General features: G+C 65.3%; 21 protein-coding genes. 15 read left to right on the forward strand and 6 right to left on the reverse strand.

Annotated features, from left to right (window positions below; translation table 11 throughout):
* Nucleotide 1: 1 nt before the first annotated feature.
* The gene (locus QW861_RS11250) at nucleotides 2-154 is read right to left on the reverse strand and encodes a hypothetical protein (RefSeq protein WP_315755033.1); all 153 of its coding nucleotides are present in this window, start codon (nucleotides 152-154) and stop codon (nucleotides 2-4) included.
* Between QW861_RS11250 and QW861_RS11255 the strand changes: the two genes are divergently transcribed.
* The 3 genes from QW861_RS11255 to QW861_RS11265 all read left to right on the forward strand — a co-directional run bounded on the left by QW861_RS11255 (nucleotide 104) and on the right by QW861_RS11265 (nucleotide 4,219).
* Nucleotides 104-1,174, forward strand: a complete 1,071-nt coding sequence (locus QW861_RS11255; RefSeq protein ID WP_315712597.1) for a glycosyltransferase family 4 protein — start codon at nucleotides 104-106, stop codon at nucleotides 1,172-1,174. The genes QW861_RS11250 and QW861_RS11255 overlap by 51 nt on opposite strands.
* Nucleotides 1,175-1,327: 153 nt before the next feature.
* Complete coding sequence (locus QW861_RS11260; protein WP_315755021.1) at nucleotides 1,328-2,857, forward strand: undecaprenyl-phosphate glucose phosphotransferase; 1,530 nt, start codon at nucleotides 1,328-1,330, stop codon at nucleotides 2,855-2,857.
* A gap of 87 nt (nucleotides 2,858-2,944) precedes the next feature.
* Nucleotides 2,945-4,219, forward strand: a complete 1,275-nt coding sequence (locus QW861_RS11265; protein ID WP_315755022.1) for an O-antigen ligase family protein — start codon at nucleotides 2,945-2,947, stop codon at nucleotides 4,217-4,219.
* On the opposite strand, the gene QW861_RS11270 is transcribed toward QW861_RS11265, so the two are convergent.
* The 3 genes from QW861_RS11270 to QW861_RS11280 form a co-directional block, all read right to left on the reverse strand.
* Nucleotides 4,216-5,394 carry a saccharopine dehydrogenase family protein gene (locus tag QW861_RS11270; protein ID WP_315755025.1) on the reverse strand — a complete coding sequence of 393 codons (1,179 nt, stop codon included), beginning with the start codon at nucleotides 5,392-5,394 and terminating at the stop codon, nucleotides 4,216-4,218. The two genes, QW861_RS11265 and QW861_RS11270, sit on opposite strands and share 4 nt — an antisense overlap.
* Before the next feature lie 39 nt (nucleotides 5,395-5,433).
* Complete coding sequence (locus tag QW861_RS11275) at nucleotides 5,434-6,612, reverse strand: saccharopine dehydrogenase family protein (RefSeq protein ID WP_315755027.1); 1,179 nt, start codon at nucleotides 6,610-6,612, stop codon at nucleotides 5,434-5,436.
* A gap of 131 nt (nucleotides 6,613-6,743) precedes the next feature.
* Complete coding sequence (locus QW861_RS11280; RefSeq protein ID WP_315755029.1) at nucleotides 6,744-7,529, reverse strand: DUF169 domain-containing protein; 786 nt, start codon at nucleotides 7,527-7,529, stop codon at nucleotides 6,744-6,746.
* A gap of 186 nt (nucleotides 7,530-7,715) precedes the next feature.
* On the opposite strand from QW861_RS11280, the gene QW861_RS11285 reads away from it, so the two are divergent.
* Nucleotides 7,716-9,563: a tetratricopeptide repeat protein gene (locus tag QW861_RS11285; protein ID WP_316193068.1), complete on the forward strand. Its 1,848-nt coding sequence runs from the start codon at nucleotides 7,716-7,718 to the stop codon at nucleotides 9,561-9,563.
* On the opposite strand, the gene QW861_RS11290 is transcribed toward QW861_RS11285, so the two are convergent.
* Complete coding sequence (locus QW861_RS11290; protein ID WP_315755032.1) at nucleotides 9,560-10,348, reverse strand: YdcF family protein; 789 nt, start codon at nucleotides 10,346-10,348, stop codon at nucleotides 9,560-9,562. The genes QW861_RS11285 and QW861_RS11290 overlap by 4 nt on opposite strands.
* A gap of 130 nt (nucleotides 10,349-10,478) precedes the next feature.
* On the opposite strand from QW861_RS11290, the gene QW861_RS11295 reads away from it, so the two are divergent.
* The 3 genes from QW861_RS11295 to QW861_RS11305 all read left to right on the forward strand — a co-directional run bounded on the left by QW861_RS11295 (nucleotide 10,479) and on the right by QW861_RS11305 (nucleotide 13,222).
* Complete coding sequence (locus QW861_RS11295; RefSeq protein WP_315711483.1) at nucleotides 10,479-11,420, forward strand: acetamidase/formamidase family protein; 942 nt, start codon at nucleotides 10,479-10,481, stop codon at nucleotides 11,418-11,420.
* Nucleotides 11,421-12,461: 1,041 nt separating this feature from the next.
* Nucleotides 12,462-12,659, forward strand: coding sequence for a hypothetical protein (locus QW861_RS11300; protein WP_006614936.1), 198 nt, complete (start codon nucleotides 12,462-12,464; stop codon nucleotides 12,657-12,659).
* A gap of 86 nt (nucleotides 12,660-12,745) precedes the next feature.
* Nucleotides 12,746-13,222, forward strand: a complete 477-nt coding sequence (locus tag QW861_RS11305) for a GcrA family cell cycle regulator (RefSeq protein WP_315711481.1) — start codon at nucleotides 12,746-12,748, stop codon at nucleotides 13,220-13,222.
* A gap of 202 nt (nucleotides 13,223-13,424) precedes the next feature.
* On the opposite strand, the gene QW861_RS11310 is transcribed toward QW861_RS11305, so the two are convergent.
* Nucleotides 13,425-14,393, reverse strand: a complete 969-nt coding sequence (locus QW861_RS11310; RefSeq protein ID WP_315711480.1) for an SDR family NAD(P)-dependent oxidoreductase — start codon at nucleotides 14,391-14,393, stop codon at nucleotides 13,425-13,427.
* Between the two features lie 224 nt (nucleotides 14,394-14,617).
* Between QW861_RS11310 and QW861_RS11315 the strand changes: the two genes are divergently transcribed.
* From QW861_RS11315 to QW861_RS11350, 8 genes are all read left to right on the forward strand, one after another.
* On the forward strand, nucleotides 14,618-14,773 hold the full coding sequence (locus QW861_RS11315; RefSeq protein WP_315711478.1) for a hypothetical protein: 156 nt from the start codon (nucleotides 14,618-14,620) through the stop codon (nucleotides 14,771-14,773).
* A gap of 401 nt (nucleotides 14,774-15,174) precedes the next feature.
* Nucleotides 15,175-16,284, forward strand: coding sequence for a BMP family ABC transporter substrate-binding protein (locus QW861_RS11320; RefSeq protein ID WP_315827194.1), 1,110 nt, complete (start codon nucleotides 15,175-15,177; stop codon nucleotides 16,282-16,284).
* On the forward strand, nucleotides 16,281-17,390 hold the full coding sequence (locus QW861_RS11325; RefSeq protein WP_315752905.1) for an ABC transporter permease: 1,110 nt from the start codon (nucleotides 16,281-16,283) through the stop codon (nucleotides 17,388-17,390). The genes QW861_RS11320 and QW861_RS11325 overlap by 4 nt, the downstream gene beginning before the upstream one ends.
* Before the next feature lie 3 nt (nucleotides 17,391-17,393).
* The gene (locus QW861_RS11330) at nucleotides 17,394-18,320 is read left to right on the forward strand and encodes an ABC transporter permease (RefSeq protein WP_315752906.1); all 927 of its coding nucleotides are present in this window, start codon (nucleotides 17,394-17,396) and stop codon (nucleotides 18,318-18,320) included.
* Nucleotides 18,321-18,335: 15 nt separating this feature from the next.
* Nucleotides 18,336-19,019 (forward strand): isochorismatase family cysteine hydrolase, encoded by a 684-nt coding sequence (locus QW861_RS11335; RefSeq protein ID WP_315752907.1) that lies wholly within the window; start codon nucleotides 18,336-18,338, stop codon nucleotides 19,017-19,019.
* A 50-nt stretch (nucleotides 19,020-19,069) separates the two neighbouring features.
* Nucleotides 19,070-20,545 carry an ABC transporter ATP-binding protein gene (locus tag QW861_RS11340; protein WP_315753017.1) on the forward strand — a complete coding sequence of 492 codons (1,476 nt, stop codon included), beginning with the start codon at nucleotides 19,070-19,072 and terminating at the stop codon, nucleotides 20,543-20,545.
* Between the two features lie 153 nt (nucleotides 20,546-20,698).
* Nucleotides 20,699-22,258, forward strand: coding sequence for an oleate hydratase (locus QW861_RS11345; RefSeq protein ID WP_316193069.1), 1,560 nt, complete (start codon nucleotides 20,699-20,701; stop codon nucleotides 22,256-22,258).
* 115 nt (nucleotides 22,259-22,373) lie between these two features.
* Nucleotides 22,374-23,933, forward strand: coding sequence for an oleate hydratase (locus QW861_RS11350; protein ID WP_316193070.1), 1,560 nt, complete (start codon nucleotides 22,374-22,376; stop codon nucleotides 23,931-23,933).
* The last annotated feature ends 260 nt before the right edge of the window (nucleotides 23,934-24,193 follow it).

Consider the following 24,193-nt stretch of genomic DNA (forward strand, 5'->3'; position numbering starts at 1 on the left):
GCTAAACCACGCGCAGGCCGATGGCGCGGGCGAGTTCGACATGGCACCGTCGCAGAACAAACCTCTCAAAATCCTTCACGCGGTCAGAGCTCCCGTCGGCGGCATCTTTCGGCACATCCTCGACCTTGCCAACGGCCAGGTCGATCGCGGGCATGACGTGGGCATCATTGCGGACAGCCTGACCGGCGGCGAACGCGCCGATGCCGCGCTGGCCCAGATCGCGCCTCGCCTGACACTCGGCGTGCACCGCGTTCCCATTCATCGGGAGCCTTGGCCGAGCGACATTCTGGCACTCAGCCGATTCCATCGCCTCTCCCGCGCGCTCGCCCCCGACGTGCTGCACGGCCACGGCGCCAAAGCCGGCGCGTTCGTACGCCTGCTGCCGCATCGGCCAGGAACGATCCGCATCTACACGCCTCACGGCGGCTCGCTGCACTACCCGCTCGACACGCTCAAAGGCGCGCTGTATGGCCGGCTTGAACGTGCGCTGATGAACCGGACGGATCTCTTCCTGTTCGAGAGCGCCTTCGCCCGCGATACCTATGAGCGCATGATCGGCCATCCCAACGGATTGGTGAATTGCGTCTTCAACGGCGTCACTGCAGGCGAATTCGACCCGGTCACGCCGGCTCAGGACCAGACCGACCTGGCTTATGTCGGCGAGTTCAGGCACATCAAGGGCACGGATCTGCTGATCGACGCTGTCGCGCAGTTGCGCTCCCGTGGCCGGCCGCTGACGCTGACCTTGGGCGGCGACGGCGAGGAGATGTCGAAGCTCAAAGCCCAGGTCGAACGCCTCGGTCTTGCGGCCGCGGTGCGTTTCATCGGCCATGTGAAGGCCCGCGACGGATTTTCCAAAGGACGACTGCTCGTCGTTCCGTCGCGCGGCGATTCCATGCCCTATGTCGTGATCGAGGCGGGAGCCGCTGGGGTTCCGATGATCGCGGCGAGGGTCGGCGGCATCCCCGAGATCTTCGGGGCGCACGACGACGCGATGTTCATGCCAGGCAACGCGACCGCGCTGGCCGACGCCATTGCAGCCGCACTGGACGATCCGGCTACCGCGCAGCTGCGCGCCAAGGCGCTGCGCGAGCGGATCTTCCAGCATTTCTCGCAGAAGGCGATGGTCGAGGGCGTGCTCGACAGCTACCGCGAGGCGTTTACCAAGACCTGACGTCATTTACCATCGCTAACCGTTTCTTCCGATTTGGCCCTTAATCCCGCCGGTGGGGAATTTCCCCCGGCGCTATCAGCGCTTACATGACCACAAATACTAACAAACATAATCCGGGCTTGTACGACTGTGGAACCGATCAACGCTCGCTCGATGTTGGATGCTGCTGCGGCCACGGCCGCATCGACGGCCGCGGCAGGCAAGCCGGCCGTTGAACGGCGTCGCCGCCTGTCGCCGGCGGCCCTGGCGGTCGCCAATCAGAAGGTTCACCGCGCCTACTCTCCGATCGTCCTCGCCGGCATCGTCCGCATCACCGATTTCGTACTGCTGAGCGTCGTCGGCAGCGCCGTCTATTTCGGCTACGTGGTGCCGCTCAGCGGCTTCCATTGGGAGTATCTCGTTGCCATCGTCGGCCTCGCCGTGAGCACGGTGGTGTGCTTCCAGGCCGCCGACATCTACCAGATCCAGGTCTTCCGCGCCCAGGTGCGGCAGATGACCCGGATGGTCTCGTCCTACTGCTTCGTGTTCCTGCTGTTCATAGGACTGTCCTTCTTCGCCAAGATCGGCAGCGAAGTCTCCCGTCTCTGGCTCGCCGCGTTCTTCTTCGTGGGGCTCGGCGCGCTGATCGCGAGCCGCGTCGTGCTGCGCAACCTGATCCGCAGCTGGGCTAGGCAAGGACGTCTCGATCGACGGACCATCATCGTCGGAGCCGACCAGAGCGGCGAGGACCTGGTGCGTGCGCTGAAGGCGCAGGACGACTCCGAGATCGAGATCCTCGGCGTGTTCGACGACCGCAACGACTCGCGATCGCTCGAGGCCTGCGCCGGTGCGCCGAAGCTCGGCAAGGTCGATGATATCGTCGAGTTTGCCCGCCGCACCCGCGTCGACCTGGTGCTGTTCGCGCTGCCGATCTCGGCGGAGACCCGCATCCTGGACATGCTGAAGAAGCTGTGGGTGCTGCCGGTCGACATCCGCCTTTCGGCCCATACCAACAAGCTGCGTTTCCGCCCGCGTTCCTACTCCTATCTGGGCGCGGTCCCGACGCTCGACGTGTTCGAGGCTCCCATCACCGACTGGGACCTGGTGATGAAGATGCTGTTCGATCGACTGGTCGGCGGCCTCATCCTGCTGCTCGCACTGCCGGTGATGGCGCTGGTTGCGCTTGCGATCAAGCTCGACAGCCCGGGACCGGTGCTGTTCCGGCAGAAGCGGTTCGGCTTCAACAACGAGCGCATCGACGTCTTCAAGTTCCGGTCGCTCTATCACCATCAGGCTGATCCCACGGCGTCCAAGGTCGTCACCAAGAACGATCCACGCGTGACCCGCGTCGGCCGCTTCATCCGCAAGACCAGCCTCGATGAGCTGCCGCAATTGTTCAACGTGGTGTTCAAGGGCAACCTCTCGCTGGTCGGTCCGCGGCCGCACGCCGTGCAGGGCAAATTGCAGAACCGGATGTTCGACGAGGCCGTCGACGGCTACTTCGCCCGCCACCGCGTCAAGCCGGGGATCACTGGATGGGCCCAGATCAACGGCTGGCGCGGCGAGATCGACAACCAGGAGAAGATCCAGAAGCGAGTCGAGTTCGACCTCTACTACATCGAGAACTGGTCCGTGCTGTTCGACCTCTACATCCTGCTCAAGACGCCGCTGGCGCTGATGACCAAGAGCGAGAACGCCTATTGATTGCGGGGATCCGGAGCGGGCCCACGTCCGCTTCGCGCGCGTGTCTGGCCGATCCCGCCGTGCGTTGCGTATGAGTGTGAGTTCGCGATGGCCGTGACGGCAGCAGCCGAAGAGTTCGCATCCAGGCCGATGGCCCCTCCGGGCGTCGTCGCCCTGCAGCGCGCGCTGGTCTGGCTGGTCGGGGTCTCCGGCGCCATCGTGTTCATCGAACCGAGCCCCTATGAGCTTGTCACGCTCGCCTCCGCCGCGGTGTTCTTCGCGACCGGCATGAGGCTGCGCCTCGTCTTCCTGCCGCTCCTCCTGTTGCTGGTCCTGGTCAATCTCGGCTACACGATCAGCGCGATACCGCTGCTCGACGATTCCAAGATCGCGACCTGGATCGCCACCTCCTGGTACATGGCGTTCACGGCGATCTTCATTGCCATGCTCACGTCGGACGACACCGAAGCGCGGCTCGACATGCTCCGGCGCGGCCTCGTGATGGGCGGCGCGATCGCGGCCCTCGCGGGTGTCGCCGGCTACTTCCATCTGGTGCCCGGAGGCTACGATCTCCTCACCTTGTATGGCCGCGCGCGCGGCACGTTCAAGGACCCCAACGTGCTCGGCGCGTTCTTGATCCTGCCGGCGCTGCTCGCGCTGCAGAACGTCGTGACCGCCCGCTTCGCCGCGACATTGCGCGCCAGCTTTGCGCTCGGCGTGATGGCGCTCGCCATCCTGCTCGCCTTCTCGCGCGCGGCCTGGGGCGGCCTCGTCCTCACCGCCGCCTTCATGCTGGCAATGATGGTGCTCACCAGCCAGACGCGGGGCGAGCGCTCCCGCATCATCTTCATGACGTTGGCGGCCGTCGTGGCCGGCATCGTCCTGATCGGCGTTCTGCTCTCGATCGATTCCATCGCCGACATGTTCAAGCAGCGGGCAAGCTTCGACCAGAGCTATGACGAGGGCCGCTTCGGACGCTTCGGACGCCACATTCTCGGCGCCGACATGGCGCTCGACCTGCCGTTCGGGATCGGGCCGCTGCAGTTCCACAACTACTTCCCCGAGGACACCCACAACTCCTATCTGAACGCCTTCATGTCGGGCGGCTGGCTGTCCGGCATCTGCTATCCCGCGCTGGTGTTCACCACTGTCATTCTCGGCTTCCGCTATCTGTTCGTGCGCGTGCCCTGGCAGCGCACCTACATCGCGGTGTTCTCGGCGTTCCTCGGCACCGTCGGCGAAAGCTTCATCATCGACACCGACCACTGGCGACACTTCTTCCTGATGCTCGGCACGATGTGGGGCATGATCGCCGCCACGCGCGCCCATCAGGCCGAGGCGAACCGATCCGCAGGGATCGGCCCGCACATCGCAGCCTACTAATCCTCCACCGTGAACGTCAGGCAGGCGTGGTCGACCAGCCGCTTGATCAAGCTGTCGCCGAGCGCGGCGCCGGGCGTCCAGAAACCGCCCTTCACAACGGCACCATCGCGCTGCAGGCCGATGGCGCATTCGCTGATCATCCTCGCCGTCAGACCGTAGCCGGGATCGCCCTTCCCTTTCACCGACGCGCAAACGCGCCGTCCGTCGGGAGACACTGCGACGTACAACAGGTCGAAGTATCCGTTGTCCCGCATCTCCTTCGAGGGCCCCTCCCCGACCTTGGGCGCATTCGGGCCGGTCTTCTCGGCATTTGCCGCCATGACCAACTTGGCGTTGGCTTGGCCTTCCTCTCCATCGCCCGTCAGCACCATTTCGTCGTAGACAAAGTCCTGCCCGTACGGAAAACCCATCAGCACGTTGGCACGATGGACGTTGCGTGTGTTGACCAGCGCCATTGCAAACGGCGCGGCCCAAGACTGGAGATCCTCCTCATAGATCGGTCGGTTGGCCGGTGGCTGCTTCGGGCCGGTGAATCCCGGCGTCAGCGCGAACGGGTCCTTCATGATCGCCACAAGGCTCAAATCGGCGGTCAATGCCGCCGCTGTTGCCTTGGCGCTCGCCGAAGTGCCGCCCGACAGCGAGCCGCTCATGCCGCGAATGCGCCCCTTCACGCGCGGCTGTGGCGCACCTAGCACCTGTTTTGCCTGCTGCTGCACGAACAGCACGCCGAGCTCGAACGGCACCGAGTCGAAGCCACACGAGAACAGGATTCTTGCACCGCTGTGCTCCGCCTCATCTCGATGCTTCTCGATCATCTGGCGCATCCACAGCGGCTCGCCACAGAGATCGACATAATCGGTCCCCGCAGCGACGCAGGCGGCGAGCACATCGGCCCCGTAGAGCTGATAGGGTCCGACCGTAGTCAACACCAGTCTAGCCTGATCGACCATCGTGCGAATGGAGCCGGGGTCGCTGGAATCGGCCACGATCAGCGGCAGATCAGGCGGCGCTCCGACCGCATCGCGCACCTTGGCGAGCTTGTCGCGGCTGCGCCCAGCCATGGCCCAGGTCAGCTTGGCTTCGCCGCTACCGCGCGCGGCGAGATACTCGGCCACGAGTTGGCCGGTGAAACCGGTTGCACCATAAACGACGATGTCGAATTTAGCCGACGTCATGGTTGCTCTCTGGGCCGCGGCGGATGGATTCCACCGCTCTTAGCCCTCCACCGTGAACATCAGGCCGGCGTGGTCCACCAGCCGCTGGATCAGGCTGTCGCGGAGCGCCGCGCCCGGGGTCCAGAACCCGCCCTTCACGCCGGCGCCGTCGCGCAACAGGCCGACGGCGCATTCACTGATCATCTTCGAGGTCGAACCGTAGCCGGGATCGCGGTTGCCCTTCACGGATGCGCGGACCTGGCGGCCGTCGGGGGCTATCGCGACGAAGAGAAGATTGTAGTAGCCGTTCTCGCGCTCCTCCTTCGAGGGACCCTCGCCCGGCTTCGGCGCGTTGGGGCCGGTTTTCTCGGCATTCGCCGCCATCACCTTCTTGGCGTTGGCCTCGCCCTTCTCGCCCGGGCCGGTCAGCACCATCTCGTCATAGACGAAGTCCTGCCCGTAGGGAAAACCCATTAGCATGTTGGAGCGGTGGACATTGCGGGTGTTGATCAGCGCCATCATGAACGGCGCCGTCCAGGACTGCAGATCTTCCTCATAGACGGGCTTGTTGCCCGACGGCTGCTTCGGACCCTTGAAGCCGGGCGTCAGGGCGAACGAGTCCTTGAGGATCACGACCAGGCTCAGATCCTTGGCGACCGCATCGAAGGTCGCCTTGGCGCTCGCCGCGGTGCCGCCCGAGAGCGTGCCGCTCATGCCGCGGACGCGGCCCTTCACACGCGACGCTGCGGCGCCGAGCACCTTCTTGGCCTGCTGCTGCACGAAATAGACGCCGAGCTCGAACGGCACGGAATCGAAGCCGCAGGAGAACACGATGCGCGCGCCGCTCTTCTCGGCGGTGGCCTGATGCTTGTCGATCATCTGCCGCATCCACACCGGCTCGCCGCACAAATCGACGTAGTCGGTGCCGGTCTCGGCGCAGGCCGCGACGAGCTCGTTGCCATAGAGCTGATAGGGACCGACGGTGGTCAGCACCAGCTTCGTCTGCGCCACCATGGCCTTTAGGGATGCAGGATCGGCGGCATCGGCCGCGATCAGCGGCGTATCGGCGGGCGCGCCGATCGCATCGCGCACGGACGCGAGCTTGTCGAGGCTGCGACCAGCCATCGCCCAGCGCAGCGAGCTGTCGCCGCGATATTGCGTGGCCAAATATTCAGCGACGAGCTGCCCGGTGAAACCGGTCGCGCCATAGACGATGATATCGAACTTGGATGACGTCATTCTTGTTCCCTAGCGATCAGCTGCGATTTTAGTGCCCCGTCATTGCGAGGAACGCAGCGACGAAGCAATCCAGAGTCCCGTCCTCAGCCCTGGATTGCTTCGCTGCGCTCGCAATGACGGAGTTTGCGGGTCTACTTTTTTCCATAAGACACATTCATTCCGGCGCGGACGTCGTTCTGGATGCCGTAGGGGGCGATCGGGTAGCGCAGGCCGTTCCTGGCAAGCTGTTTCATGCCGGCGATCGCCTTGGCGAGATCGGATGGCTTCAGCGCCATCAGCATCTCTTCGTCCGGCACGCCGCCATAGCGGCGCTCGGCGAAGCATGGCAGCGACAGGCTCGGCTCGCCGGTTTTCAGCGCGCGTCCCCAGGAGTCGGCGCAGGCGGTCTCGCCGACGACGCCCCATTCGAACTTCTTGTAGCCGACATATTGCAGGCCGTTGATCAGGATGATCATCTGTCCCGGCGTCGCATAGACTAGGCAGATGTCCGGCGGATCCAGCCGGCCGCTCGACAGCGGGCTGACGGCCATGGCCTGGTAGCGGCCGAACGGCACGACATCCAGCGCCTCCTGTCGCTTGCGCGCGTCCTCCGCCGTGCCGTGCCAGACGCCGACATAGTTCGCGCCCTCGAGCCAGGTGTCGTCCTGCGGGCCGAGCCCGATCACCGCGCGGCACTGCGCGCCGACCAGATCATCTCCGGTGATGCCGACTGTCCAGCCGAGCCGCGAGGCCATGCTGACGATCTGGTCGGTGGTGTGCACCGCGTTGGGCCGGCGGATCTTCTCCACCTCTTCCATGTCCTCGACGCGGGCGAACATCTTGATGCCGATCACGGTCGTCTTCAGCCGCAGCAGGCCGTTGAGATCGGCCACCATGGCCGCCAGATCCAGCCTGTCCGTCCCGTTCGGCTGTTGCATGTGGCGCTCCCTCCCTACCGCACCGCCTGCCGGTCCAATGCGTGGTTCGACTTCGGGGCGCTTGTTAGACCCTCGCACCGCGTGATGCCAGTATTTCCGCCCTCCGGGCTCGCCCGCCATACCATGATCCTTCTCGATATTACGGGAATCACTTATGAATTTTCGATCCTCGGACAGGATCAGTCGATGACCCGCAGCGACCGGAAGGAAGGCGCCAAGAGCGCAACGGCCGGCCCCGGCGGAACGCTCGTGCTGTCGCCCGCCGCGCTCTACGAGGCGGGACTGCATCACCTCGGCGGAGGGCGTCTGCTCGATGCCCAGATGTGCTGCGAGCAGGCGCTGGCGGCCGACCCGGCCCACGCCGACAGCCTTGCGCTGATGGGCATCATCGCGCTGCAGACCGGCCAGCACGACCATGCCGTTGCGTGGTTCTCGCGCGCGATCCGACAGACGCCGAAGATCGACTATCTCACCAGCCTCGGCTTCACCCTGAAGCAGATGGGCCGGCTCGACGACGCCCTCGCCGTCTTCGACAAGGCGATCCAGCTCAAGCCCGACGAGGCCGAGTTGTGGAAGCATATGGGCGGCGTGCTGCTGGCGCTCGACCGTGGCGCCGAGGCGCTGCTGAGCTATCAGCACGCGCTGACGACCGATCCTTCGCACCGCGAGGCCGCGTTCCAGAGCGGCCTGCTGCTGCATCAGCAGCAGCGTTATGAGGAAGCCGCCCAGGCGTTCACCATCTGCCTGACGCAGCAGCCGAATGACCTGCAGTCGCTGCAGATGCGCGCCCGGTGCCTCCGCGAGCTCAAACACTACGACGCGTATCTGGCCGATTGTGAACGCGCGCATGCGCTGGCGCCGACCGAGGCGATGGTCTGCAACAATCTCGGTGATGCCTTTGTCTGTCTCGGCCGCAGCGCGGAGGCGCTGCCGTGGTTCGATCAGGCCCTGGCGTTGCGGCCGGACTTCGTCGAGGTGCTGCTCAACAAGGGTTTTGCGCTGATGCAGCTCCTGCGTTTCGAGGATGCTGCTGCCGTCTACCGGCAGATTCTCGCGCTCGTCCCCGATCATCCCAAGGCGGCGTGGCAGCTCGCGCATATCGAGCTGCAGTGCGGCGACTTCGTCTCCGGCTGGGCCCGGCGCGAGGCGCGCTGGGCCATGCCGGATTTCTCGATCGACTATCCGCGCTTTGCCGAGTCCAAATGGCTGGGCCACGAGGACATCGCCGGCAAGACCATCCTGATCGAGGAGGACGAGGGTTTCGGCGACACCATCCAGTTCGCCCGCTACGTGCCGATGGTCGCCGCGCGCGGCGCCAAGGTGATCTTGGTGGTGCGCGAGGCGCTGCGGCCGCTGATGGCCGGCATCGACGGTGTGACGCAATGCCTCGCCTACGCGCCGGACCTGCAGCGGCCGGTCTTCGACATGCACTGCCCGGTGATGAGCCTGCCGCTGGCCTTCGGCACCACGCTCGATACCATTCCACCGCCAAGCTATCTCCCGCCACTGCCGGCCGAGCGCATCGCGGCCTGGGAGCGGCGGCTCGGAGCGCATGACCGGCTGCGGGTCGGCCTCGTCTGGTCCGGCAATCCGCATCAGGGCAACGATCGCAACCGCTCGATGCCGCTTGCGACCCTGCTGCCGCTGCTCGATCTCGGGGCGGATTTCATCAGCCTGCAAAAAGAGCTGCGGCCAGCCGACAAGGCGGTGCTGGCGCAGCAGAGCGGCATCCGCGACCTTACCGTCGAGTTGACCGACTTCGTCGAGACCGCGGCGCTGATTTCCTGTCTCGACGTCGTGGTCACCGTTTGCACCAGCGTCGCGCATCTCGCCGCGACGCTCGGACGGCCGACCTGGATCATGCTGCCCCACCTCGCCGACTGGCGCTGGCTCAGGGATCGCGACGACAGCCCGTGGTATCCGAGCGCGCGGCTGTTCCGGCAGGATTCGAGCTGCCGCTACGAGCCGGTCGTCGCGCGCGTGCGCGGCGAGCTGGCCGCGAAAGCGGCGAGCTTCAGCAAGACGATTGCCTAGGCCGGTCCCGGAAACAGATCGTCGATGCGGCCGCGCAGGCGGTAGGCCACGAGCCCGACCCATTCGCGCACCGCAATGTCGGCGCGGCGCAGGCCGAGCAGCGAGATGCCGTCGAAGTCGAGCACGCGGCCGACGCGCCAGTCCACCGGATAGGGCTCGACCGGAAAGCCGGCCTTGCGGAACAGCCCGACCGAGCGCGGCATGTGATAGGCCGAGGTCACCAGCAGCCAGCGCTCGCCCGGCTTCGGGGAGATCATCGCCTTGGAGAAGATCGCATTCTCGTAGGTGTTGCGCGACTGCCGCTCCAGCAACAGCCGCTCCTTCGGCACGCCGAGGCTGAGCAGGATCTCGGCGCCGACGTCGGCCTCCTTGGCCTCGGTCGCGATCAGATTGGCGCTGCCGCCGGTGAACAGGATGCGCGCGTTCGGATAGCGCCGCGCCAGCGCGGCGGCCTGGATCACCCGATCGGCGCCCGCCACCGTCACCGGCATGCCGTACATCACCGAGAGATCGGAATCGACGGGACCACCGAGCACGATGATGCCGTCGGGCGCACCGTTCGCCGGGTCCCATTTCGGAAACCGGCTCTCCAGCGGATAGAGCATCAGGCTGCCGAGCGGCGTCAGGCCGACGATCGCCAGCAGCAGCATGGCAGACACCACGAGCCTGCGCCCCAGCACGGCAAAGCGGGTCAGCATCAGGATGGCGCCTGCGAGGCCCAGCGCGATCATGAAATTGGTCGGCAGTGCCAGCAGGCCGAGCGTCTTCGACAGCACAAAGAACATTGCGAGCTCCGGCGCGGAGTGAGGTGCCACGGCCGCCCTCATACACGACAGCGGCCATGCGTCGCCATCTCTCTGCGGCGGCCGGCGGATGCGCTATGCTCGGTCCCGAACCGGTACGAATGAGAGGACCATGGCCCATCACCATCTGCACGCGAGCCCCGAGACCTGCCACTGGGGCTTCTTCGAATCCCGGCTGAAGCCGGTGCTCACGATCGACAGCGGTGACGAGGTCACGATCGATTCGATCAGCGGCGGGCCCGACGTGGTGCCCGACACCAGCAAATTCCATGTGCCGCCGGAATTGTTCGACGTCCACGCCCGCAGCGAGCGCATGGTGCCCGGCCACATCCTGACCGGCCCGATCGCGGTCAAGGGCGCGGAGGTCGGCGACGTGCTCGAGGTCGACATCCTCGACGTCCAGCTGCGGCAGGACTGGGGCTACAATTTCATCCGGCCGCTGGCGGGCACCCTGCCCGACGATTTCCACGAGAGCCGGCTGATGAACATCCCGCTCGACAAGGACCGGATGGTCGGCAAGCTGCCGTGGGGCCTGGAGCTGCCGCTGGCGCCGTTCTTCGGCGTGATGGGCGTGGCGCCGCCGCCGGCCTGGGGCCGCATCACCTCGCTGATCCCGCGCGCGATGGGCGGCAATCTCGACAACAAGGAGCTCGGTGCCGGCGCCAAGCTGTATCTGCCGGTGTTCGTGCCCGGCGCGCTGTTCTCCTGCGGCGACGGCCACGGCGTGCAGGGCGACGGCGAGGTCTGCGTCACCGCGATCGAGACCGCGCTGCAGGGGCGTTTCCGTCTCACCGTGCGCAAGGATCTCAACTTCGACTATCCGCGCGCCGAGACGGCCACCCACTACATGACCATGGCGATGGACCCCGACCTCGACCAGTGCGCGGTGAAGGCGCTGCGCGACATGATCGTCTTGCTCGGCGAGAAGCGCAATCTGTCGCGCGAGGACGCCTATACCCTGTGCAGCCTCGCCGCCGACCTGCGGGTGACCCAGACCGTCAACGGCTCCAAGGGCATTCATTGCATGATCGCGAAGGCGGTGGTGCACGGGTGAGAAGACAGGGCTGAGCGTCGGGCCAAACACACTGCTGTCGTCCCTGCGAACGCAGGGACCCATAACCACCGAACCAAGTCGTGACGCGAGGTGGTTGGACTTGCGCAAGCCAACTGCTCCCTGGGGTTATGGGTCCCCGCGTTCGCGGGGACGACGCCATTGATGCCGCGCGAGGGAGCGCATCGAACGACGCGTGACGTCGCGCTGCCGCGGCAGATCCTGCCCGGGTCATGCTGCAGATCTCACCCTCTGAAATGTCGGAGGGCGCAGGGAAGGCCAGGCGCCGGCTGGCGCCTGCGGCCCGCCTGCGAGAAAAAATGCAGGCGGCAGGTACCACAGGTGCAGCCGAGAACGCCCGGCCTTCCCTGCGCGATGGTCTTCACGCTTATACGCAGTCTGCCTGGTGCGCCGGGCTTGTTGGCCACCTCCGCGCGAGGCGAAGCCTCGTCGCGATCGCGACAACGCGCAGAGCGCGTTGCGCGGATAACACCAGCGTCGGGGTGTCAGCACGCTGCGACTTCACGTCCGCGCCGAGCCGTTCGTCCGCGCACCCGAGAGGATACGCTGCGGCTCCATCGCGGCCATCGCTCCCCGCCTCGCGTGTCGTGACGATCGCGCGCAACGCCCCTTCCGAGTGAGGCGGGATGGCGGCATCCAAAGCACAATTTCCGGAAAAGCGAAAGCGTTATTTCTGGAATGACGAACTTTTCTCGCCGTGACCGCGATGACCCGTCTGCCTGCTCTGCTTAAAATTCACCAAGGGGATCCCGAAGCAGGCGCCGCGGCACGGCGGTGGTTGAAGCGACCATCGGGCACCGCGGCTAACGCGAATCTTCCCGGCCCTTGCTTTCCCGTACCATTCCGGCCCCGGACTCGCCGAGCGGGCGGAGAGTCACCATCGCGACCTCGCCGATTCGTCATATTACGATAAAATTCAATATCTTAACCAGTTATCCCCAAGCCGCTGTACAACCTATTGGATTCCTAATAGAGTCTAAAAAGTTACTTTTCTGTACACCGGTTACGGACTAGCTTTTAGGCATGGCGACGGAAAAAGCCGAAACTGACCGCATCCCCGTAACCCTAGCCCTGGCAACCATCGGCTATCTCGAAAAGCTCGTGAAACAGGGAACCCACGGCACCAGCGTTCCGGGTGTCTGCAGAACGTTGATTGAAGAAGGCATCCGGCTCGCCATCAAGGATGGGCTGCTGTCGATTCGCGACAACGGACGGGCGTAAGCTAGGGACACGCAACGCGGACAACAGTTTCGGTGCAGCCGTCGGCCAGGACGATCCAGGACGGATCAAACTTGGAAGCGACAACAATGCCCGCCGAACGACAGACACTCCCCACCTGGACCGAGGAACGGCTCCAGGCCCTGAAGCAGCACTTTGAGGCCGGGCTGACCTGCCGAGAGATCGCCGCCGAGCTCGGCGTCAGCCGCAACGCCGTGATCGGCAAGATCTCCCGCCTGGCGCTGACGCGCGACAATGGCGGCGACACCAGGCGCGTGGTGCGCGCCGAGACGACACGCGATGGCGCACGCCGTCCCGTGCCAAAGCTGCGCCGCCGCATCCTGCGCGCGGTTCAGAACGACCCGCCGCCTGTGATCGTCGAGGAGCCGGTCGGCACCGTCGTGAACGGCTGCTCGCTGTTCGAGCTCTCCAAGGAACGCTGCCGCTGGCCGATCTCGACGCCCGGCGCGGATGATTTCTGCTTCTGCGGATCGAAGCCGATCGAGGGGCTGCCGTATTGCCCGAGCCACACGCGGATGGCGTACCGGGTGGCGTCGTCGCGGTAAGCAACAATCTGCCGAGCTCCTTGTCGGAGCCTTCCCCGCGCGGGCAGCAGAGCCCGCATAGAGCTAGCTGACGCGCTACGCCTTGCTAAGTCTCCGCGTTCTGCGGGGACGGCGCGGCGGTCTCGTCTCCCCTCCCCCTTGCGGGGAGGGGAGCTCACCGTCTGCGTAGCGAGAGCAGCGATCTTTAACTAACAACAATCCCCTACCCCAGCTTCCACCCCGCCTCCTGCGCGAAGCGCTGGAAGAACTCGGGCTCGTAGGCCTGCTCCGGCGACTGGCGGACGCGCAGGTCCAGCAGCTTGGCGTCCTCGCCGACGAGGATGCGCCATTGCTCGGCCTTGACGCCGTCAAGGATGATCTTCGCCGCCTGTGCCGCCGTGGTCGGGGCGTCCTCGAGGAAGCTGCGGGCGCGCTCGCGGGCGGCAGCCTGGATGTCGGCATCGCTCATGGCGGCGACGTCGATGCCCATGCCCTTCATGCGCTGGCGCGCAAGCCCGATCTCGGTCTCGCTCAGCTCGTCTGACTCGGTGCCGCTCTGCACCTTGCGCGAGTTCGACACGATCGAGGTGCCGATGTGGCCGGGCATCACCACCGAGCATTTGATGTGCGGGGCGTTGAGGCGGAGGTCGTTGATCAGCGCTTCGGTAAATCCCTTCACCGCGAACTTTGCGGCGCTGTAGGCGGTGTGCGAGACGCCCATGCCGACCGAGGCCCAGAAGCCGTTGACGCTCGAGGTGTTGACGATATGGGCCTCGTCTGCCTTCAGCAGCATCGGCAGGAAGGTGCGGACGCCGAGATAGACGCCGCCCCAGCAGATGTTGAAGGTGCGCTCCCACTGCTCCCGGGAGTTGGTGAACAGGCTGCCGCCGCCGCCGATGCCGGCATTGTTGAACAGCAGGTGGATCCTGTCCGTGGCCTGCTGCTCGGCGAGCTCATCGCGAAAGCGCTGCAGCTGCGCTTCGATCGAGACGTCGGCGACATGGGTGGTGACACGCAGGCCCTGCGGCAGCTTCTCGGCCTCGCACAGCCGCTTGGTTTCGGCCATCGCCTCGGCCGAGACGTCGCACATGGCGACGTTGCAGCCTTCGGCAACGAGCTGGCGCGCGAGCTCGCGGCCCATGCCCGTGCCGCCCCCGGTGATCACGGCGATCCTGCCGGCGAAATCCTTCATTGGATGGTCTTCCTTCCCTGCTGCGGGACGGCCATGCCGTCCCGGCGACTTGCTCGTTCTCTTCGCGGAACGCGTTCCGAGCTTAGGACGTTTCGCCGGCCTGACCAGAGGGGATGTCGGGGATTTGCGTTGCAGCGCATGCAACGAAGATTTCAGCTTGGGGTTGAACCTTCTCGAGGGGCGTCCGACTTATTCCACGGGGAGGCAGGCTCGAGGAGGTTCGCATGGCGTACCAACAGGGGCACTGGCAGGACGAAGGCTGGCGCGACACGATGGTCGATCCCGCGGGATCTGACGACGGCGCCTATGTGACGGGCTGGACGATCAGCGGGCTCGCAGTGATCGGCACCATCGTCGCGGTCTGGCTGCTCGGGATCTGAGACCCCGAGACCGTCTGCAGCAGATATGAAAAGGCTCGCCACCGGCGATCGGCCTGCGCAGGACGATTGCGCCGCCGCTCCTCCTCGCCGCGACGTTCGTTCTGCACCGCTTTGAGCTGGAGGCCGCCGCCGCGTCGCAGGCAGCGGTACAGGTCCCATCCGGTCGAACTCGTTGCATACAATTAAAGTCAATTGACTAAATTTTGGGCTGATATCAGGCAGGAAATTCGTCTGCCTAAGCTGCGATCATCTGCAAAATGTTGCCATTTCAACAGCTTGGTGCGCCTGCCTTCCCGCGCGCCGCTGGCACAAAGCTTGCGATCACTCCCTTCAAGGCTCCGCCGTGGCGGTGAAGCCGAGATGACAGCGCGGGCGGACCGACCCGCCGAGGGAGCTCACCAATGGACTTTGGCAGGATTTCACGACGGCATCTGTTGCAGGGTGGCGCGGCGCTGACGCTCGGCGCAGCCGCGGGCCTGCGGCCGGCCTTCGCAGCGGAGACGACGATCGGCTTCATTTATGTCGGCTCGCGCGACGACTACGGCTACAACCAGGCGCATGCGCAAGGCGCGGCGGCGCTGAAGAAGCTGCCCGGGCTGAAGGTGATCGAAGAGGAGAAGGTGCCGGAGACCGACGCGGTCGAGAAGACGATCGAGTCGATGATCAATCTCGACGGCGCCACGCTGCTCTTCCCGACCTCGTTCGGCTACTACAATCCGCACATGATCAAGATGGCCGCGAAGTATCCGAAGCTGCGCTTCGAACACTGCGGCGGCCTGTGGAGCGAGAAGGACCCGAAGAACGCCGGCTCCTATTTCGGTTATATCGACGAGGCGCAATACATTGCCGGTATCGTCGCCGGCTATACGAGCAAGAGCGGCAAGCTCGGCTTCGTCGCCGCCAAGCCGATCCCGCAGGTCCTGCGCAACATCAACGCCTTCACGCTCGGCGCCAAGCTCGCCAATCCCAAGGCCACCACGCAGGTGATCTTCACCGGCGACTGGTCGATGCCGGTCAAGGAGGCCGAGGCCACCAACAGCCTGATCGACCAGGGCGTCGACGTGCTGACCTGCCATGTCGATGGTCCCAAGACGATGGTGGAGAATGCCGCGCGCCGCGGCGCCTTCGTCACCGGCTATCACGTCAACCAGTCGCCTTTGGCACCGAAAGCGTATCTCACGGGCGCAGAATGGAATTGGGAAGCGCTGTATCCGAAGTTCGTCAAGATGCTCCAGGCTGGCGAGAGCATTCCGAACTTCTATCGCGGCGGCCTCAAGGAAGAAGTGGTCAAGATCTCGGCGTATGGCGAGGCGGTGTCCGAGCAGGCGCGCAAGCATGCCGACGACATCAAGAGCAAGTTCCTCGGTGAGGGCTACACCATCTTCAAGGGCCCGATCAAGGACAACAAGGGCAACACCGTGATCACCGCCGGCACCGAGCGCGGCCAGAAGGATCCTGAGCTCGAGAAGATGGACTACCTGGTCGAGGGCGTGATCGGAGCCACGTCGTGACATCAGAGGCGGCCGATCCGGTTGATGCGGCCGCCATCGCGCCGGCCGCCGACGCAGGTTTCCTGCAACGCCATGGCGCGAGCATTGAATACATTCTCATCCCGGGCGCGGCGCTGGTCGCCGCGCTCATCGTGTTCGGCATCTTCGTCGCGCTGTTCGGCAAGAACCCGCTCGACCTCTATTGGTACATGTATTACGGCGCGTTCGGCACCTGGTTCTCCTGGCAGAACACGCTGAGCCGCGCCGCGCCGCTGATCCTCACCGCGCTGTGCACCGCCCTGCCCGCGCAGCTCGGCATGGTCATCATCGGCGGCGAAGGCGCGCTGCTGATCGGCGCGCTCTCGGCGACCTCGGCGGCGCTGGCGCTGCAGGGCCTGCCGCCGCTCGTCGTGCAGATCGCGATGGTGATCGCCGGCATGGCCGGCGGCGGGTTGTGGATCCTGCTGTCCGGGGCCTTGCGGCAGTATCGCGGTGTCAACGAGACGATCTCGAGCCTGCTGCTGGTCTATATCGCGCTCGCGATCCTCAACCATCTCGTCGAAGGCGCGATGCGCGATCCGGCCAGCCTCAACAAGCCGTCGACGCGCGAGATCGGCGCCGCCAACATGATCGGCAGCATTCCCGGCACCGACGTGCATTGGGGCCTGGTGTTCGGCCTGATTGCCGCCATCGCGGCCTATGTGCTGATCTACCACACCACCTTCGGCTTTGCCGCGCGCGTCGCCGGCGGCAACATCCGCGCCGCCAAGATCGTCGGTCTGTCGGTCGGCAAATTGATCCTCACCGTCTGCTTTCTCGCGGGCGCCTGCGCCGGCCTTGCCGGCATGGTCGAGGTCGCCGCCGTGCAGGGCCGCACCAATGCCAACCTCGCGGTCGGCTACGGCTTCACCGGCATCCTGGTGGCGTTCCTGGCGCGGCAGAATCCGCTCGCCATCATTCCGGTCGCGATCCTGCTCGGCGGCATCAATGCGTCGGGAGGACTGCTGCAGCGCCGGCTCGGCCTGCCCGACGCCTCGGTGCTGGTGCTGCAGGGCATCATCTTCATCTCGGTGCTGGCGAGCGACGCGCTCTATGGCCGCATCGGTTTCCTCAAGGGAAAGTCCTGATCCATGGCTGACGGCAATATCGGGCTCTGGACCGTGCCGCTCGCGGTGCTCGGCGGCGCCATCCGCGTCTCCACGCCGTTCCTGTTCGTGAGCCTGGGGGAATGCATCACCGAGCGTTCGGGCCGCATCAATCTCGGCCTCGAGGGCACCCTGGTGATGGGCGCAATGAGCGCCTATGGCATCTCCTATCTCACGGGATCGCCGTGGGCAGGCGTGCTCGCCGCTGGCCTCACCGGCGCGCTGCTCGGCGCGCTCCACGCCGGCATCTGCTCGCTGCCGCGCGTTAACGACGTCGCGGTAGGAATCTCGCTGATGCTGTTCGGCACCGGCCTCGCCTTCTTCCTTGGCAAGCCGCTGATCGAGCCCACCGCCGCGCGGCTGCCGGCGATCGATTTCGGCCGGTGGAGCGACGTGGCGCAGGTTCGCGCCGCGCTGCGCATCAACGTGCTGTTCCTGCTTGGCGTGGCACTCGCGCCGTTGCTGCTATGGGCATTCAAGACCACGCGCTGGGGCCTCCTGATCCGCACTGCCGGCGAGAGCGCCGACGCAGCGCGGGCGATGGGCCATTCGGTGCTGATGATCCGACTGCGCGCCACCATGGCCGGCGGCTTCCTCGCCGGCATCGGCGGCTCGTTCCTGTCGCTGTTCTATCCCGGCAGTTGGAACGAGGGCTTGTCGTCGGGACAAGGCATCACGGCGGTGGCGCTGGTGATCTTCGCACGCTGGGACCCGATGCTGTGCCTGTGGGCCTCGCTGGCGTTCGGCGGCGCCGCCGCGCTCGGACCGGCGCTGCAATCCGTCGGCGTCACCTCCGGCTATCACTTGTTCAATGCCGCGCCGTATATCCTGACGCTGCTGATCATGATCATCACCTGCTCGCCGAAACGCACCCTGAGCGGCGCGCCGGCTGAATTGTCCATCACCCGCTGATTTCGGAGGTCCATCATGACCACGCGCACCATCCGCTCCGAGCCCTATGCCTGGCCCTACAACGGCGATCTCCGTCCAGAGAACACGGCACTGATCGTGATCGACATGCAGACCGATTTCTGCGGCGTCGGCGGCTATGTCGACAAGATGGGCTATGACCTCTCCTTGACCCGCGCCCCCATCGAGCCGATCAAGACGCTGCTGACGGTGATGCGCGCGCAGGGCTTCCTGATCATACACACCCGGGAGGGCCACCGCACCGATCTCTCCGACCTGCCCGCCAACAAGCGCTGGCGCTCGCAGCAGATCGGCGCCGGGATCGGCGATCCCGGGCCGTGCGGCCGCATCCTGATGCGCGGCGAGCCCGGCTGGGAGATCATCCCGGATCTCGCGCCCCTGCCCGGCGAGATCATCATCGACAAGCCCGGCAAGGGCTCGTTCTGCGCCACCGACCTCGAGCTGATCCTGCGCCTCAAGGGCATCCAGAACATCGTGCTGACCGGCATCACCACCGACGTGTGCGTCCACACCACGATGCGCGAAGCCAATGACCGCGGCTTCGAATGCGTGCTGCTGTCGGACTGCTGCGGCGCCACCGACAAGGGCAATCACGATCACGCGCTGAAGATGATCAAGATGCAGGGCGGCGTGTTCGGCGCGGTCGCGACCTCCTCCGCGCTGATCGAGGCGCTGTCGTGATCGGCGACGATCCGACGCCTGCGGGCGCGTTCGGCGTCGAGGCCATCGCGATGACGATGCGCTTCGGCGCGTTCACCGCGCTCGACAATGTCGAGCTGAAGGTCAGGCCCAGCTCGTTCCACGCGCTGCTCGGCGAGAACGGCGCCGGCAAGTCGACCTTGGTCAAATGCATCATGGGCTACTATCGGCCGACCGAGGGCGACGTGCTGATCGCCGAGCGCGAGCGCGCAATCGACAACCCCAGGGATGCGCATGCGCTCGGCCTCGGCATGGTCTACCAGCACTTCACGCTGGTACCGGCGATGACGGTGGCCGAGAACCTGGTGCTGGCGCGTGACGACGTACCGGCAGTGGTCAACTGGGCCAAGGAGAAGAAGGAGCTGGAGGCCTTCCTGGCGCGCATGCCGTTCCGCGTGCCGCTCGACGCCAAAGTGTCGGACATCTCCGCCGGCGAGCGGCAGAAATGCGAGATCCTCAAGCAGCTCTATCTGAAGCGGCGCTTCCTGATCCTGGACGAGCCGACCTCGGTGCTGACGCCGGGCGAGGCGGATGAAGTCCTGGGCATGCTGCGCAAGATGGTCGAGGCCGGCGAGCTGACCATTTTGATGATCACCCACAAATTCCGCGAGGTCATGGCGTTCGCCGACGAGGTCACGATCCTCCGGCGCGGCAAGCTCGCCGGCCGCGGCAAGGTCGGCGAGCTCACCCCCGACGACATGGCGCGGATGATGATCGGCGCCGAGCAGCTCACCGTACAGCCGGCGCGCACCGGCGCGGCCGGTGCGATCAGGCTCGCGATCGACAAGCTGGTCGCCCGCGACGACGCCGGAGGCCTGGCAGTGCATGACCTGTCGCTGACCGTACGCGCCGGCGAGATCGTCGGCATCGCCGGCGTCTCCGGCAACGGCCAGCGCCAGCTGGTCGAGGTGCTCGCCGGCCAGCGCGAGGCCGAGAGCGGCGCTGTCAGAGTTTCCGGCGCAGCCTATTCCGCCACGCGCGACGAGATGCGCCGGCACAAGATGTCGCTGCTCCCCGAGGAGCCACTGAGGAACGCCTGCGTCGGCGGCATGAGCGTCGCAGACAACATCGCGCTCCGCGATTTCGACCGCGTTCCGTTCGCGCGCGGCGGCTGTTGGCTGAACAAGTCCGCCTTCCGAAAGGACGCGACCGCCAAGATCAACCGCTACAAGATCAAGACCCGCACGCCGGACACGCCGATCTCGGCACTCTCAGGCGGCAACGTGCAGCGCGCCGTGCTGGCGCGCGAGCTCGGCCACGACGTCGAGGTGCTGATCGCCGCCAATCCCTGCTTCGGCCTCGACTTCGCGGCGGTGGCGCAGATCCATGCCGAGATCATGGCCGCCCGCAACCGCGGCGCAGCCGTGCTCCTGGTCAGCGAGGACCTCGACGAGCTGCTCGAACTGTCGGACCGCCTCGTGGTGATGTTCCACGGCCAGCTGGTCTACGAGACCCGGGCGAGCGGTGCCGATCTCACCGAGATCGGCCGCCACATGGCGGGGCATTGAGCCGGCCCCGCGAAACGACTTCAACGTGTTGACGACTAATTCATCGCGCCGGGGTAACATGGCTCCCGGCGGGCTTTGATCGGCCTGTGATACGCCGCGCCTGCCCGCATTTTCGTTATTGTGTTTCAAACCCTTAGATTGCAGGTCGGTCTCATGAAGGCCTATTTCATCGGCGGCGGCATCGGTTCGCTCTCAGGCGCAGCATTCATGATCCGCGACGGCGGCATCTCCGGATCGGACATCACCGTCTTCGAGAAGCGCCTGCCCTATGGCGGCAGCCTCGACGGCACGCGTCTTCCGGACGGCTCCTACTCGATGCGCGGCGGGCGCATGCTGACGACCGAGCAATACGAATGCACTTGGGACCTGCTGTCGACCATTCCCTGCGAAACCAACGCTCAGGAGACCATCCTCCAGGAGACCGTGGCGTTCAACAAGCTCCACGTCACCCACGCGCAGGCGCGGCTGGTCGACGGCAACCGGCACAAGGTCGACGTCTCCACCATGGGCTTCTCGATGCAGGACCGCATCGAGATGACCAGGCTCACCGAGGCCTCCGAGGAGAAGCTCGGCAATTCCTTGATCTCGGACTGGCTGTCGCCGCCTTTCTTCACCACCAATTTCTGGTACATGTGGCAGACGACGTTTGCCTTCCAGACTTGGCACAGCGCGGTCGAGTTCAGGCGCTATCTGCGCCGCTTCATGAACGAATTCCCGATGATGGATACGCTTGGCGGCGTCAAGCGGACGGTGCACAATCAGAACGACTCGATCGTCAAGCCGCTGGTCCGCTGGCTCGAAGGCCACGGCGTCAACTTCGTCGGTGGCACGGATGTCACCGATATCGAGCTCGTCACCATCAGCGGCAAGCACCGCGCCGTCAGGCTTGCTCTGACGCAGGACGGCGCGAGCCGCACGATCGATCTCGCCGACGACGATCTGGTGTTCTACACGGCCGGCTCCATGACGGATGCGACCAGCCTCGGCAGCCACGGGGCTCCGCCGCAACAGCTCACCAAGGACGACAGCCACGGCTGGACCCTGTGGGAGAAGCTCGCACAGGGCCGCCCCGAGTTCGGCAATCCGGTCGCGTTCAATTCATCGGTCCCGGAATCGAGCTTCGAGTCGTTCACGGTGACCTGCCGCAATGCGCGCTTCTTCGATGCGATGCAGACTTTCACCGGCAATGTCGCCGGCACCGGCGGGCTCGTCACGTTCAAGGATTCGAACTGGCGGATGTCGATCGTGCTCTACACCCAGCCATACTTTCCGGACCAACCCGACAACATCAGGATCTTCTGGGGCTATGGGCTCTATCCCGATCGCGTCGGCAATTTCGTGGGGAAGCCGATGTCCGAGTGCAGCGGCGCCGAAATCCTGAAGGAGCTGTGCGGGCATCTGCGCTTCCCGCTCGCCGTGTTCGACGAGGCGACCTGCGTGCCGTGCTGGATGCCCTACATCATGAGCATGTTCATGCCGCGCAGCTATGGCGACCGGCCGCTACCGGTGCCGCTCACCTCGCAGAATCTCGCCTTCATCGGCCAATATGTCGAGCTGCCTGAGGACGCCGTCTTCACGATCGAATATTCGGTGCGCGCGGCCATGCATGCGGTCTATCAGCTCTTGAAGATCGACCGGGCCATTCCGCCGGTGACGCCCTACGACAGATCGCTGAAGGTGCTGCTGCAGTCGGTGGTGAAATCATTCGCCTGACGGACCACGCGAGATCGTGATCACCGCGCGTCGCAGCGCTTGACCTGGATCAGTTCCATGAGGGAACACAGCGGCTAAGCCCCGGATCGTAGCACACGATCCCGGGTGAACCATCATGAAGGCGTATTTCATCGGCAGCGGCATCGGCGCATTGGCCGGCGCGGCATTCCTGATCCGTGACGGCGGCGTCGAGGGCCGCGACATCACGATCTTCGAAAAGCACCTGCCCTATGGCGGCAGCCTCGATGGTGCGCGGCTGCCCGACGGCTCCTATTCGCTGCGCGGCGGCCGCATGCTGACGACCGATCACTACGAGTGCACGTGGGACCTGCTCTCCACCATCCCGGATGCCGGCGATCCCAACCGCACCGTGCGCGACGAGACGATCGCCTTCAACAAGGTCCAAGTCGCGCATTCGCAGGCACGCCTCGTCGACCGCAACCGGCACAAGGTCGACGTCTCCACCATGGGCTTCACCATGCAGGACCGGCTCGAATTGGTGCGGCTGACCGAGGCCTCCGAGGAGAAGCTCGGCAACTCCCGCATCACCGACTGGCTGTCGCCGCCGTTCTTCACCACGAACTTCTGGTTCATGTGGCAGACGACGTTCGCGTTCCAGCCCTGGCACAGCGCGGTCGAGTTCAAGCGCTATCTGCATCGCTTCATGAACGAGTTTCCGCGCATCGAGACGCTGGCTGGCGTCAAGCGCACCGTGTTCAATCAGTACGACGCGATCGTCGTGCCGCTCGTCAAATGGCTGGAGGGCCATGGCGTGAATTTCGCCGGCGGCGTCGACGTCACCGACATGGAGATCGCGACGGAAGCCGGCAAGCACGTCGTCAAGCGCCTGATGCTGGATCGCAGCGGCCAGCCGGAGACGATTGCGCTGTCGAGCGACGATCTCGTCTTCCTGCAGAACGGCTCGATGACGGACGCGACCAGCCTGGGCACCCAGGATGCACCGCCGCCGCGGCTCACCAAGCAGGACAGCCAGGGCTGGACGCTGTGGGAGAAGATCGCGAAGGACCGCCCCGATTTTGGCAATCCCGCGGCGTTCAACTCATCGATACCGGAATCCTGCTGGGAATCGTTCACCGTCACCTGCCGCAATCCGCGCTTCTTCGACGCGATGGAGGCGTTCAGCGGCAACGCCGCCGGCACCGGCGGGCTCGTCACCTTCACCGAATCCAACTGGCTGATGTCGGTCGTGCTGTATCACCAGCCGCATTTCGTCGATCAGCCTGCCGACGTGCAGGTGTTCTGGGGCTATGCGCTGCATCCCGATCGCATCGGCAATTTTGTGCCGAAGGCGATGGCCGATTGCGGCGGCGCCGACATTCTCAAGGAGCTCTGCGGCCACCTCAACTTCGATCTCTCGGTGTTCGACCAGGCGACCTGCGTGCCCTGCCGCCTGCCCTACATCACCAGCATGTTCATGCCGCGCAACAAGGCGGACCGGCCGCTGCCGGTGCCGGCGAACTCGAAGAACCTCGCCTTCGTCAGCCAGTTCGTCGAGATCCCCGACGACGTCGTGTTCACGGTGGAATACTCGGTGCGCGCGGCGCAGATGGCGGTCTATCAGCTGCTCGGCATCACCCGGGCGATCCCGCCGATCACGCGCCACGACAAGTCGTTCCGCGTGCTGATCGAGACGATGGAGAAGGCCTTCGCATAACGCCTCTCGCATCGGCAAGAACGAGCGCGCCCGGATCAGTCTCGATCCGGGGCGCGCTTTCCGTCTCGCGAGGCACAGATGCGCCTCGATCCTTGTTGCGTGAATTGTCAGTAGCCGAGCAGTGCGAGACCGACCCAGCTGACGGCAAACAGCGATACCACCGAGGTTGCAGCGGCGAAAACGGACAGCGAAACTTTCAAAGTCCTGAGGACCATACGCGCCTCCTTCAACGACAATGAACAGCACATCGGGGTGAACCC

It is taken from the genome of Bradyrhizobium sp. SZCCHNRI1029, assembly GCF_032487555.1.
In the GTDB taxonomy this organism is placed as follows: Bacteria; Pseudomonadota; Alphaproteobacteria; order Rhizobiales; family Xanthobacteraceae; genus Bradyrhizobium.